At 70.3% G+C, this 12,738-nt stretch carries 14 protein-coding genes; 7 read left to right on the top strand and 7 right to left on the bottom strand.

Annotated features, from left to right (window positions below; translation table 11 throughout):
• Window positions 1-25: 25 nt before the first annotated feature.
• Window positions 26-277, top strand: coding sequence for a hypothetical protein (locus tag ACSHT8_RS08965; RefSeq protein ID WP_436499554.1), 252 nt, complete (start codon window positions 26-28; stop codon window positions 275-277).
• Window positions 278-355: 78 nt separating this feature from the next.
• On the opposite strand, the gene ACSHT8_RS08960 is transcribed toward ACSHT8_RS08965, so the two are convergent.
• On the bottom strand, window positions 356-640 hold the full coding sequence (locus ACSHT8_RS08960; RefSeq protein ID WP_436499552.1) for a hypothetical protein: 285 nt from the start codon (window positions 638-640) through the stop codon (window positions 356-358).
• 11 nt (window positions 641-651) lie between these two features.
• On the opposite strand from ACSHT8_RS08960, the gene ACSHT8_RS08955 reads away from it, so the two are divergent.
• The 4 genes from ACSHT8_RS08955 (at window position 652) to ACSHT8_RS08940 (ending at window position 3,057) form a co-directional block, all read left to right on the top strand.
• Complete coding sequence (locus ACSHT8_RS08955) at window positions 652-1,212, top strand: hypothetical protein (protein ID WP_436499550.1); 561 nt, start codon at window positions 652-654, stop codon at window positions 1,210-1,212.
• A 39-nt stretch (window positions 1,213-1,251) separates the two neighbouring features.
• A complete protein-coding gene (locus ACSHT8_RS08950) occupies window positions 1,252-2,079 on the top strand; it encodes a hypothetical protein (RefSeq protein WP_436499548.1) in 828 nt (275 codons plus the stop codon).
• Window positions 2,080-2,123: 44 nt separating this feature from the next.
• Window positions 2,124-2,480 (top strand): hypothetical protein, encoded by a 357-nt coding sequence (locus tag ACSHT8_RS08945; RefSeq protein WP_436499546.1) that lies wholly within the window; start codon window positions 2,124-2,126, stop codon window positions 2,478-2,480.
• 172 nt (window positions 2,481-2,652) lie between these two features.
• Window positions 2,653-3,057 carry a hypothetical protein gene (locus tag ACSHT8_RS08940; RefSeq protein ID WP_436499544.1) on the top strand — a complete coding sequence of 135 codons (405 nt, stop codon included), beginning with the start codon at window positions 2,653-2,655 and terminating at the stop codon, window positions 3,055-3,057.
• Window positions 3,058-3,309: 252 nt separating this feature from the next.
• On the opposite strand, the gene ACSHT8_RS08935 is transcribed toward ACSHT8_RS08940, so the two are convergent.
• From ACSHT8_RS08935 to ACSHT8_RS08925, 3 genes are all read right to left on the bottom strand, one after another.
• Entirely contained in the window at window positions 3,310-3,501 is a 192-nt protein-coding gene (locus ACSHT8_RS08935) for a hypothetical protein (RefSeq protein WP_436499542.1), read from the bottom strand.
• A gap of 204 nt (window positions 3,502-3,705) precedes the next feature.
• Complete coding sequence (locus ACSHT8_RS08930) at window positions 3,706-4,848, bottom strand: amidase domain-containing protein (RefSeq protein WP_436502023.1); 1,143 nt, start codon at window positions 4,846-4,848, stop codon at window positions 3,706-3,708.
• A gap of 378 nt (window positions 4,849-5,226) precedes the next feature.
• Complete coding sequence (locus tag ACSHT8_RS08925) at window positions 5,227-6,105, bottom strand: MarR family transcriptional regulator (RefSeq protein WP_436499540.1); 879 nt, start codon at window positions 6,103-6,105, stop codon at window positions 5,227-5,229.
• A 270-nt stretch (window positions 6,106-6,375) separates the two neighbouring features.
• Between ACSHT8_RS08925 and ACSHT8_RS08920 the strand changes: the two genes are divergently transcribed.
• Entirely contained in the window at window positions 6,376-6,903 is a 528-nt protein-coding gene (locus ACSHT8_RS08920) for a hypothetical protein (protein WP_436499538.1), read from the top strand.
• A 105-nt stretch (window positions 6,904-7,008) separates the two neighbouring features.
• Complete coding sequence (locus tag ACSHT8_RS08915) at window positions 7,009-7,578, top strand: hypothetical protein (protein ID WP_436499536.1); 570 nt, start codon at window positions 7,009-7,011, stop codon at window positions 7,576-7,578.
• A gap of 369 nt (window positions 7,579-7,947) precedes the next feature.
• Here the strand turns inward: ACSHT8_RS08915 and ACSHT8_RS08910 are convergent, their stop codons facing one another.
• Genes ACSHT8_RS08910 through ACSHT8_RS08900 form a run of 3 tightly spaced genes read right to left on the bottom strand, consistent with a single transcriptional unit; the run spans window position 7,948 to window position 12,699 of the window.
• Window positions 7,948-8,949: a C40 family peptidase gene (locus ACSHT8_RS08910; protein ID WP_436499534.1), complete on the bottom strand. Its 1,002-nt coding sequence runs from the start codon at window positions 8,947-8,949 to the stop codon at window positions 7,948-7,950.
• Window positions 8,946-10,019, bottom strand: a complete 1,074-nt coding sequence (locus ACSHT8_RS08905) for a replication-relaxation family protein (RefSeq protein WP_436499533.1) — start codon at window positions 10,017-10,019, stop codon at window positions 8,946-8,948. Before ACSHT8_RS08905 ends, ACSHT8_RS08910 begins: the two co-directional genes overlap by 4 nt.
• Before the next feature lie 55 nt (window positions 10,020-10,074).
• Window positions 10,075-12,699 carry a type IV secretory system conjugative DNA transfer family protein gene (locus ACSHT8_RS08900; RefSeq protein WP_436499531.1) on the bottom strand — a complete coding sequence of 875 codons (2,625 nt, stop codon included), beginning with the start codon at window positions 12,697-12,699 and terminating at the stop codon, window positions 10,075-10,077.
• Window positions 12,700-12,738 lie beyond the last annotated feature (39 nt).

The raw sequence follows: 12,738 nt of genomic DNA, 5'->3' as shown, positions 1-12,738 counted from the left end.
CCCATCCACCTGAAAGGTGATGACCATGAATGACAAAACGATCGTGACCGTGGCAGACCTGATCGCCGCGCTGTCCGACCACGACCCCGCCGCCCCGGTCAGAATCGCCACCAGTTCCGCCCTGCACATGGATCACACCATCGGGCGCGTCGTGCGCGCTCCCGGCGACAGTGACAGCGCGTGCGTCCTCCCCAACGACGCGCCCGTCGTCCGCATCAGCACCGGCGACGCGGAGTGCTGCCTGCCCGACAGCGCCGCCGACGCCCTGTGGTCGTAGTCGACCAACCACCGAAACCACGAGGTGATCACCATGAACGGCAACACCATCGCGACCGTGGGCGACCTACTCGCCGCGCTACACCGCTACGACCCCCGCCACCCCGATCCGGCTCGCCAGCCAGCCCGGGTACCCGCACGAACACACCCTCGGGCGCGTCGCCTGCACACCCGACGACGCAGAAGGCGACGGCACCGAACCCACCGACCCGCCCGTGGTGTGGCTCGGCGAAGGCGACCACGTCGGTCCGTTGCCCGCCCCCGCCGCCGACGCCTTGCGCTGGTAGTCGACCCGTCCCGAGCCCCCGTCCCCACCGCCGATCCGGTCAACAAACCCGCCCGCGCCCGCAAGCGGATCGTCCAAGGGAGAACACGATGATCAGCACAATGCTCAACGAACTCGTCCACACCACCGCGGGCGAGTCCTACCTCACGCGTACCGTCCACAGTGGTGGACACGTGATCCGAGTCCGCATCCGCCGCGCACGCCTGCCCTACGACAGCTACGCCGTCGGCGAGGTCATCGCTCGCGACGGCAGCCGATGGACCCGGCTGGTCGAGGAACACGCCCACGACTACGACGGCAACTGGTTCCGCACCGTGGCGCCCACCGATCCCGACCATCCCGCCACTCTCGCCCCGCTGGCCGACCGACTCACCGATCGGGCGGTCGAGATCGTGACCGCCTGCCCGACCGCTGCCGACGGCTGGTCCGACATGGACATCATCCGCGCGCTGCTCGGGCGCGGCGCCGACGAGTACCTCGACCCCGGGATCATCGCCGAGGCCAACACCGATCCCGATACAAGTCCGGTGCACATCCTCCGCCTGCCCGACGGGAAAGTCGTGATCACTACTTCACACCTGCCGGGCTGCGCCTATGTCACCAGCGCGGGGCAAGCCACATGCGACAACGACGCGTGCTACGGCCACTGACCGAATTCCCATCAGCAACCCAACCAGGAAGGAAACATCATGACCGCGAACGACACCCACGCACCCCGACCCGAGCTCACCCGCAGCCTGCCCTCGGGTTCAGTGGTGCTCGCCCCGGCACCGCCGGACACCGTCCCGATGCACCCGCCCGCCGGGGCGTGGGGGCTGGTCGTCATCGCCGTGCGAACCACCCACGCCGCCGGACACCCGCTGCGGCGCGTCGGGGACCCGCCCGCCGCCGACCCCGCCCACACCGACACCGCCGACCTGATGGCCGGGGTGTGGCAACCTGATCCGCCGCCCGCCGACCTACACGCCGGAGACGTTGTGGTGCGGCTGCACCCATCAGCCGACGACGACCCCGCCACCACCGACATCGAGGTCCTCGCCGCCATCGAAGGCCAGTGGCGGCAGGTCGGCATGTGGCGGTCCGCCGGCGCCCGGTGGCCGCACGAGATCGCCACGACAGTGCTGCTGCACATGCGCACCCTCGCCGACGCCGTCCTTACGGCCGCCCAGTGGGCGACCTTCGGCGGTCCGCTCACCGCCGCCCTCAACGCCGGACTGATGAGCGGACTCATCACCGAGGCCACACGCCCACCCCGCCGTCGTGCCGCGCCGGACGCGCTCCCCGCGCTGATCGCCGCCGACCATCTCGCCGTGGGCGACCCCGTCGTGTTCGGCCTGCACGTCGCCACCGCCGGATCGGGCGGCGCCCTGCACCACGACGGACCCCTCGGCGTGTCGACCGTCTCCGCGCTGGCCACAAGCCTCGCGGGCTACACCGCCAACGGCTGGTACCTGTGGCGCCGCGCCCACGACCACCGCCTGCTCGCCGACCTGCGCGCCGAACTCGCCACTCGCTGACCCACAACCAATCCGTCCACACCAGACACACCCAGGAGCTCACCATGGCACCCGACGCCGTACCCGACACCGCGTCCGTCGTCCACCAATTCATTGAGAACCGCTGCCAGGTCACCACGGTCGCCGACCCCGCTGACCCGCCACACACGCTGTACGGCACCGTCACGCGCGACGGGAGCCTCGTGGGCAGCTACCACTGCGCCGACCCCGCCCGGCGGACCGACTGGCGCATCGTCACCGCCCACGGAGGTCCCCTCATCCTCGACGGCCATCCCGTGAACCCGGTCTCCGAAGCCGCCGCCGTACTCGTACTGACCACCATCCTCACCGCCCGCGACAGCTTCGAGGCCGAACAGCGACTCCGAGCCGCCACCCTTCCACCGTCGGCGATGGTCCGATGAGCACCACCGCCGACTCCCACCACGGTGGGCACAATCCGCGCGGGTACGGCTCGGGTGGTGTCGGTCGACCACTGTCTGGTGTGGACTGTGACCGTCGGCGCGTGCCCGCGCGACACCGTGACCAGGCCCGACTAGGAACCCTGTTCACCCGGGAAAGTGGGGGACATCGCGAATGAGCGACACCGACAACCTCGACACCGATACGAGGGGCCTGAAGGTCCGGTTCCTCGGCTTCCGGGAACGCTGCCCGGATTGTGACGTGGCCGTCGGCGAGGCGCACATCCACGACGAGTACGGCAGCGGGTGTGATATCGCGCGCTGTCAGGCGACCGGACTTCAGCGCCTGATCTGCGACACCGACCACGACTGCGGCCGGGAGGTGTGGACCGGGTGGTGGCCGGGTCTGCTCGACTGCGAGCGGCTCGGCTGGATGCACGGCCCCGGCTCTCCTGACCTGCGCCGCCTCTACACCGAGGCGACTTGGGACATCGACCAGCACGCCTGGGTGCCACGCCATCCACCCGACGAGGCCGGCCCCGGCGACCGGGTGCGCTCGCCGGGAGGCGATCGTGCATGACCGGTGATCACGCCGACTTCTACCTCGCCACCGGGCCGGATGTCCGGTGGTTTGGGCTCGTTGGCCGAGTTTGGCCACCTATCCAACGCTGGGCGACCTCACCACACAACCACTGGAGCGCGCGGGAATTCTGGCCGCGTCCAGCCCGGTCGACAGGGAGGCGGCCGTCGCCGCGATGCTCACCGAACGAATGGCCGGGACCGGTTTCGTCGCCCGTCCCGGCTCTGCCTCAGGTGAGGGCGGCGCGGGTGGTCAATGGGTTTCGCTCTCGTCCGGTTCTGGGTCAGGTAAGGGGTCATGCGCCCCAACCCTGTCGAGCTGCGCGGGCCCGAGGTCAACGGGCACGATCTGCTCGCCAGCGGTGAGGGCGGCCGTGACTTCGTCGGCGTTGGTGACTTGCGCGCGGGAGAACGCGACGTAGAGCGGGTCGACGGGGACCGGCACGCTCGCGATCGGCAAGGTCAGGCCGAGCCATCTGGAAGTCCAGCCTTGCGCCGTGCCCGCCTGCGCGGATTCGGCGCCCGGCCGGTGGTGCTGGTAGGCGGGGTAGTGGTCACCGCCGATTCGACCATCCGGTTCCGCGCGGACGTCAGCGAGAGGCCCCGCGACCCATTCGATCGCGGGGGCCCCTCGTTCGTGAGGTGGTCGTCAGCGGGTGTCCATGAAGTAGTAGACGCCGCCGAACGAGTTCTTCCACAGCGCCTTGGTGTCCGCGACGACCCGCGCCATCGGCTTGTTTAGCTGATTCGAGGTGTGGTAGGTGACGTAGATGCCGTTCCAGTCATAGGGCCTGCTCACCTTCGTCACGAACATGGCGTGGTCGATCCGCCGGTCGGCGTGGCCGCCCGCCCAGTCGGCGAAGACCGCGTCACCAGGGCGCACCGGCTCCCCCCGGTATGGACGCATCCGGTTCGACAACTTGGCGAACCAGTAGAACTCGTCCGCGATGCTCCACGTACGGCTGTCCTTCGGCGGGATCCGCCACCACTTGACTGGTCCCTCACCGACACCGTAGTTCGGCCAGCCACCCGCCCGCATGATCTGGGACAGGAAGTTGGTGCAGTCGTTGCCGTAGGAGTTGTACGCCGGGTTGCGCCCGTAGGCCCACTTCACCGCATAGCCGATCGCGGCAAGCCGGTTGAACGCGGCGGCACCGGAGGCCTCCGCCATCGTCACCTGTTCACCCTCCCGGGGAACGGGCGGCGCGTCCGGCGTGTTCGCCTCGGCCGGATCGGCCATGGGGTTTTCCTCGGTGGGCACGTCCGGGTCGACGAACCCGGTGCGCTCCGCCGTTGCGTACGGAGTCGGCGCCGGAACCGCCGCGGGCAGGTCGACCACGTCCGAGGCCATCTTCCACTTGCCCGCGATCCGCTCGAACCGGAATGTGTGGTCCAGCCGGTAAGAGGTCGACTCGGGAATGTCCTCGTTGCCGGGATCCGCGTTCTTCGCGGCGAGGTACAGATCGGTCGCCTCGGTCACCCGCAACTCGGCGGTCGTCTCTCCGACAGTCACCTCGACGTTTTCCAAAACCACCCGGGCGTGGCTGTACTCCGCCGCCGTCCCACTGAACTCGGCGCGGTCGGCGTCGAGCAGGGGCGTTTCCGAGCGGACGCGTGCGGCGAACGCATCGGTCGTCGACTCCACGCTGATCACGTTCAGCGGATCGGTCTTCGGCGGAAGGTACACGCTCGTCACCCGGATCGCCCGGTTCCCCAGGTACACCTTTGCGATCCCGGTGACTACCTCGGCGTCGGTCGGCGTCGTCCCCGACGCGGGCGCCGCCACCGCCACCGCCGCCAATGCCACACCAGCGGCCGCAGCCGCACCCCAGCGAGCGGGACGCCGTCCGCGTCCCACACGAACTCGCAACATCATGTCCTCTCGTTCCTCTCGGAGGCCGACGGCCCCAACACGGAGGACACTAGGGATGGCACCGCGCCGGAAGCACTCATTTCGGCCCCGGGTGAAACGTTCCGCAGCGTCAACCTGGCGCGCCGAGGCTGGGACCACAAGGCCCCGGCCGTGCAACTCCCACGAGGGTGCTGCGATTCAACCACGCGTGCCCGCCGTGCCGTGGTGAACGGACGGGCGGCGGACGCCCTGTTGCCCCCAACGGGCAACCGTCACCGTTGGGGGCAACACCAAGAACGTCGGACGCGCTGTTACAGGTCAGGCTGACCCGGTCGACGTATCTGTCGGGGCGAGCGCGAACCGCCTCGGCTGGTCCTTGGTCCGCACGGCGACGCCGTCGGTGACCAGCTTGTCCAGTGCGTTGCTGACCGCGCCGGTCGACCTGTCGCCCAGGACCCTGCCGATCTCGACCGGGCTGAACTCCTGACCGGGGTGGTCGCGCAGATGGTCCTCGACCATCCCCCGCAACGCTCCGGGCGCCAACCGCGCAGCCTTCACGCCGGCGCCGTCGGCAGGGGCGGAGTCGGCGCCGTTGTCCGTCGACTCGGTCGTCTCGATGCCGGGCGCGGGGCACGCCGGGGTCTTCGCCTCGGGGGTGGCTGTGCCGTGAGGCTCACCGGAGGCGACGGCGCCCGGCTCACCGTCGACCGGCGCGTGGTCGGTCGGCGGGGGGTCGACGGGTTCAGCGTGTGGATCGTCGGCTCCCGTGGTGGCGGTCGGTTCTGCGTTGTCCGGTGCGGGTTGCGGAGTGCCTGACTGGGCGGGGTCGTTCGCCGGGTCGGTGGTGTCCGCCTCGGTGCCGGCCGGGGTGTCGGTGGTGTCGGTGATCGCCCATAGGTCGGCGGCGCGCCGGCCGCCGTGGGCGATCCCGGCGGTGCGGGTCGCGCTGCCCTCGGTAGCCCACCGGGCGAGGATCTTCTGCGCGGTGGATTTCCCGATTCCCGCAGCTGCGGACAACTCGGCGGCGGTGCTGTTCGGGTGGGCGTGCAACGTCGCCCACAGGGTGTCCTCGGTGTCGGTGCGGACCGCCTGCGGAGCATCCCGGTCGGGAACCGGGTGCAGGGTCGGGGTGCCGGCGGTGGTGTTGGTGGCGCGGGCTTTGCCCGGTTTGCGGGTTCGGGTCGTCGTGGTGGACATGACATCCCTCGATTCGGTTCGTGATCGGTGGTGGTCATGCCCCGGCCGGAGCGGGTGCGGCCCCCGGTGCGCTGCCGGTGTGTTCGGGCCACACGAATATGGACGCTCTGTGGACCGCTGAAGTCAAGCGGTGCCACCGAAATTCGTCTGTCTCCTGTGGATTGTCACCCGATTCAGCTGTCTCCGGTTGACATATCGGCCAGAGCGGAGCGTTCATACCAACGGCCGGTTCAACGCCGGCACGTCACCACCGAACCAAAGGGGACAATGATGACGTCACAGACATTCGCCGCCGTCGGATTCCGGCGCGCCACCGGGATGACCGTATACGGACCGTTCACCGACTACGCCGACGCGGTGGTCGTGGCTGACCGGTGCGGAGACGCGGCCGACAGCTACGCGCTCCCGATCGTGCTGTGCCCACCGGAAATCGACAAGATCGCCGCACGCTCCGTCGACGCGGCCGCCGGGACCGTCCTCTATCTGGACAACGACATCGCCGCCGCACTGTCCGCAGGAGACCCCGACCCCGCACCGGACGTCCCGGAAACGGTCGTGGTCTCCGTGCTGACGAACCCGCCGACCAAACCGCTGATGCGATGGGTCGGCCCATTCGCCGACACCGACGAGGCACGAACCTGGCTGGACCAGGCGACCACCCGCAAGACGGCGACCCTGGCGACCACGCACATCCATCCGCTGCGCGGCCACGACACCCTGGAACCGACACCGAAACCGCCCGGCGACCAGAACGCCGCCGACGCCGCGCATCGAAACAGTTTCGTCTCCTGTGGGTAGTCGCCAGTTCGTTGTGTCGCTTGACATCTCGATCAGAGCAGAGCGTTCATGTCGGTCCGCCGGGCGGTTCGCCCGGCGGACCGAATCGCCGAATGAACAGGGAAAGTGATGGCACCGGAACAATTCGCCGCCGTACCCACACCTCACGCCGCCGCTGCCGCGCCGACGCAAGGTACCCGAACGGATCCACCACCAGCGGTCGCCATCGCGGAACATGGCGACGACGAGGCGGTGATGCTGCGGCGCGAGGGACTTCCATCCGACGGCGTCATCCTCGCGCCGTCAGTCGCCGCCACACCGATGCGGCACCCCGAGAACGCCTGGGCGATGCTGGTGCTGGCGGCCGACGTCCTGGACGACACCGACCCAGACCGGGAAGGCGAAGTAGCCCTGTTCGCCGGACGCTGGCTGCCTGAACAACCACCAGCCACCCAATGCGAGGGAAACCTCGTCCTCGCGCTGACCGCGCCCGAGGGCGACTCGCCCCCGGACGACCTGGTCGACGTGGAAATGCTGCTCGCCCACCGCAACCGATGGGCCCGGGTCGGCGAATGGGCGGGTGTGGACGCACGCTGGCCGTGGACCGTCGCGATGACCGCTGCGGCGATCATCGGCCTACACACTGAGGTAACCGAAACCACCTCACCCGCCAGTCGGCCTCAACCGACAGCCTGACACCGTCGCCATCTCGATCGACCGCGTCCACCCCCCCGACCGGTGAAGGAGTGCGGGACCTGGTGGCGTGTGCGGATCGGGCTCGTTCCGGCCCGCACACGCCGCCCCGGCCCTGGTCCTGGTCAGGCGATCAACTTGTGCAGCTGGCGGCGACGCCGATGCCTGCCATGATGACGCCTGCTGGCCAGCTTGCCGCGAAGTCCTGCAGCCGAGGGCGGTCCATTTCCGAGAGGGAGCCGTTCGCCGCCCCATTACAGGGAAGCCGGGCAGAAAAGGAATCGTTGTCCGGCTGACCTCTGTCAGCAGATAGTCTTCCGCGGTATCTTGATTCAATAGGTCGGGATAATTATCATCTACACGCGGAAACCGTCAGTCGTGCGCGGAAACTACAGCCGCCGCGTCGAGACTGGAGGGGCGCGATGCGCCTGCGAAATCGTCTCCCCGATATCGGTAGGGCTCGACTTTCACCAGCTGGCCCCGGTTCGGGGCGTTGACCATCAAACCTCCACCAAGGTAGAGGCCGACGTGGTGGATCTTGGTGTTGGGGTCGCCGTAGAAGACGAGGTCGCCAGGTAGCAGGGATTGTTCGGCGGGGACCCGGGGTCCGGCGTGAAATTGGGTGTGCGCGGTGCGGGGCAGGGTGAATCCGGCTGCGGCGTAGGCGGCCGTGGTCAGCCCGGAGCAGTCGAATCCGCCGTCCTCGGCCCCGTCTCCGCCCCACACGTAGGGGAGTCCTCTTTGTGCGCAGGCGTAGTTGATCGCCGCTGCGGCGACGGGGTTGGGGGCGGCGATGGCGTTGCAGTCCCCGGTGCCGACCACGACCGAGGCCGTGGTGGTGCAGCCCGCACCCGTGACCGCGCCGACGATCACGCGCGCGGTGGGTTCGTGTTGGGCGTAGGCGTTGGGGAATCCGGAGCGTTGTACGGCCTGGGCGGCGTCGGTCACGCTCATCGCCTGCCAGTCTGGCACCTTCACGAGGTGCTGGTAGAACCGGGTGGCGGCGTAGGCCGGGTTCATGATCTGCCCTACCGAGCCCCACCCCTGCGACGGGCGCTGCTGGAAAAGACCGACACTGTCCCTGTCTCCGTGATCAAGGTTGCGCAGGGTGGACTCCTGCATGGCGGCGGCGATCGCGACCACCTGGCCCTGGTCGGGAACGCCCATCTGCTTACCGACGGCGACGATGACGGCCGCGTTGGCGAGTTGCTCCGCGCCGTACCCGGCCACCCCGGTGCCGTCGGCGAGGGCGCAGTCCACGCTGCTGGAGCTGTCGCCCAACACCGCATCGACCGCCCCCGACAGTCCGTGGGCGAACAGGAGCGGGATGGCCAGGATGACCGCGAGGACGGCGGCGCCGATTTTCAGGATCACCGCGGATTCACCTCCCTTTTCGTCTGCGTGCTCGGTGGCGGGGTGGGCGGCATCGGTGGCGGCGCGGGCGCCATGAGCAGCGGTGTGTCCAGATCCCGCACCGACTCGCCGTCGCCGCCGGGGTCAGTGGGTGGCGGCAGGTGCGGCCAGGCGTCGAGCAGCCGGTGCAGCTCGCAGCGCGCGCCGATCCCGCCGGCTCGGTGCAGCGGCAGCCAGACCTCGTCGGCCGGGCTCGGGTGTGCGACGTCGGGGTTGAGCAGGTCGGCCGCGGCGGTGGCGAGCGGTACGAGGCTCGGGTCGTCAAGCTCGCGCCAGGCGCGGTGCAGGACCCGGCGGGCGGTGGTTTCGCGCTTGGCGGTGGGCAGCCACACCAACAGCGGCGTGGTGATCCCGGTGGCGGCGGCGAGCGCGGCGTAACCGGCCAGTTTCCCGGCAAGTTTTCCCAGCACCTCGGTGCCAAAGTCGTACTCGAGGAAGAACTCGACCTCGTGGTCGTCGCTGGTCCAGCGGCCGTAGGCGTCAGGGCGAGTCAGGTCGCCGAAGTACTTGGCGCACCGGTATTCCGACCACCACGCCACCACCCTGCTGCGCGCGCTGGCGGGGTCGTGGTGAGCGCGGTCAACCAGCGCGGCGAACCACTCGGCCACGCCCACCGTGTGCGCCAGCCGAAGAGAGTGGGCGACGCCGAAGGCGCGCTCGTGCCGGTAGCCCAACTCCTTGACGTCCAGGCCGTCCTCGGCGGCCAGGACGGCGGCCCCGCCGGGGGCCAGGACGTAGTGCATCGGCGCCGTGCCCACGGTGACGAACGGCTGGAAGCGGTCGACGACGCCCCACAGGTACAGCTCCCGCATCCGCTGCCGCCCGGACCGGAACGAGGGGAAGGCCAGGGCGGTGATCTGGTGGGCGGTGAGCACGCGGTGCTCGTGCAGCATCCGGATGATCCACCGGTCCCGCGGCGTCAACCGCCACGCGAGCACAGCCTGATGGTCGGCGGTGTTGGCCGCGCGCGGGGTGGGCCGGGCCGGCTTGTGCCCTCGAAGAGATCGCTGGCGTGTCGGATTGGTGATCATGCGGCTTGGGCCTTTCGGGTATCGGTTGTGCGGCAATGGGTTTGCGCCGGGTCGGTCAGGCGTGGCGGCGCGGGTCGGCGGTGCGCGGGCGCGCGGCGGGCCGATTCCGGTGGTCCCCGGTGGAGGGTCGGGACGAACCGGGCTTGTGCGGGGGCCGTGACGATGCCCCGGTGGTCGGCGAGGCAACGCCGGCGCGGTCGCGCAGGGCGCGGCGGGCAAGGCCGCGGATCTCGCGGGCGCGGCCGGGGATCGCGCGCGGGAGCGGCTGGGTGCGCATCGTGAATGGCTGCGTCTCTTCCCCGTTCAGCACCAACCGGGCCGCGGCGTGGTACACGCCCAAGTGCGCGAGGTCGTGGTCGGACAGCCGCGGCGCGGTGTGCCGGGACAGCTCGCACGCGTCCTCCGGGCTCGCGTTGAAGAAGATCTTGCTGCGGGCGTTGGTCGACATCCCCTCCCGCAGCTCGCGCGGGAGCTGCCCGAGGTGCTGGTGCGCCAGGGTCATCGAGACCCGGAATCCCCGTGCCTCGGCCAGCATGTCCTCGATCGGGTACGGCAGGTTGAGGAAGTTGTGGCACTCGTCGATCACCATCGAGGCGTCGCGGCGCAGGCGTTGCGGGATGCGGGCGCGGCCGGTGGTGGCCTGCCACGTTCGTGCCACCACGAGGGATCCGACCAGGCGGGTGGTTTCCTCGCCGAGGCTGCCTTTGGGAATGCGGACGAGGCAGATCCCGCCGTCCAACACGCTTGATATGTCCACCGTGGAGCGTCCGCCCGCGATGGCGTCGCGGACGAACGGGCGCAGCAGGAACGCCCTCAACTTGTTCATCAACGGGCTGATGACCTGGCTGCGCGCGGAGTCTGTCAATTCCTCGTACCAGGACCAGAACCCGCGCAGCACCGGGTCGGCCACCCCGGCTGTGACTCGTGACCGGAAAGCGGGGTCGGCGAGCAGTTTGGGCAGGTCGGCAAGGGTGGCGACGCCTTCTTGGGTGCGCAGGGTCAGGCAGGCGGCGCGCATGACGTCGTCGGTGCGCGGCCCCCAGAACGCGGAGTACACGCGGCGGAAGACGGAGACGAGGTTGTCGACGGTGAGGTCGGTCTCTCCGCCGTCGAGCGGGTTGAGGCACGGGGGCCGGGATTTCGCGTCGGCGTCGAAGAGAACGACACGGTCCCCGGCGGAGCGCGGCAGCCGGGAGAGCAGGTCGGTGACGAGGTCGCCTTTGGGATCGATGAGCACGATCCCGCGCCCGGCCTCGGCGTCGGCCAGGATCATGTTGCCCAGCAGCGTCGACTTGCCGCTGCCGGTGGCGCCGATGACATGCAGGTGGTGCCGGGCATCCGGCACCCGGAGGGCGACGGGGCGCTCATGGCCGGTGTCGGTCACCCCAAGAGGCTTCGCCTGCGGGCCGGGGGTGGCGATGCCCGGCGGTGGGGCGATGGCGCGGGCTCCGGCCCGCTGCACTCCGGGGATCGCCTCATCCGTGGGAAGGTGCGCGATCGCGGCCAGCTCGTCCACCGACAGCAAGTCCCCGCTGCCGAGGCGGCGGGAGGCGAGCACCCGGCCGGGGTGGCGGAGCCGGCGGCGGGCGTAGCGGTTGTGCTCGGTGTAGGAGGCGAAACTGGCCGCGAGGGCGTGTGCCCGGCCGCGGGCGACATCCCGCGCCCTGCGCGCCTCGCCGTCGGCGGCGTCCACCGGGAGCAGGGTGGCCACGGCGTAGCGGACAAGGGTTTCGTACTGGGAGCCGCGTTGTTTGTTCACGATGGCGCGGTTCTGGGCGGCGTACTCCAGCGAGGTCTGCGGATGGGAGTGCAGCGTCCCGGCTTTCGTTCGGCCCCCGGCCGGACCGCTGGTCTTCATGCCGGGGGTGATCACGTCCAGAACGCGGCCGACCAGGCGGGTCGAGCCGCCAGCGTGGAGCCGCCGCGCCGAGCGGCGCGCGCGGGTGACGCGGCGGCCAGTGACCGGGCGGGCCAGGACCTGCACACAGGCGTACTCGTCACGCCCGAGCCCAACGGGGGCGCCGATCAGGGCGCGCAGCGGGTCGGCGTCGAAGTCGACGCGGATCGGCAACGCCTCGCTACGGGCCAGGCGCAGCTCGCCACCGACGACCAGCCGCCGCTGCCCCTCACTCGGCGCAGGAAGCGGCGGCTGCGCGGGGCTGGCCACGCGGGTGTGCGACCCCGGCCACGCCGCCTCCACCGCCCGCTCTACCAGGCCCGGCGGGATCACGCCGGGCACCCACAACCGGATCGCGACCCCGTGCTCGCTGAACACGTACTCGCACGCCACGTGCGGCTGCCCGGTGAACCAGCGCCGCCAGGCGGGGCGCAACAATCCGACGAGGTTGCCCCACAGCGCCGCACCCCCGGCGGGGTCGACGGTGGGCGGGGCGAGCACGGTGACCAGGCGGGCATCAGCGCTCAGCCGGGCGTGGCAGCGCCGCACCCACCACCCGCGGCCGACCACGAACCCCGCCACACTGGCGAGAAGCAGCGGGGCGTCGATCGGCCCCCACGTGATCGCCCACTCGCGCAGGCGTTCCAGCAGCGCGAGCGCGGCGCCACCGGGGTCGCGCAAGTAGTCGCCGAGCCACCCGTCACCCACACCACCCGCCCGGATCCCGGTGGACGTGGTGGCCGGGGCGGGGTGCTGGAGGGCAGCCGGTATCCAGGAACGCATAGCGAATGTCCCTTCACATGCAGCCGGAAGGCGTTCAGA

Source organism: Actinokineospora sp. HUAS TT18 (genome assembly GCF_051364635.1).
GTDB lineage: Bacteria > Actinomycetota > Actinomycetes > Mycobacteriales > Pseudonocardiaceae > Actinokineospora.
The sequence above is the reverse complement of the archived record's forward strand: the minus strand, read 5'-3'. Positions and strand labels throughout refer to the sequence as shown.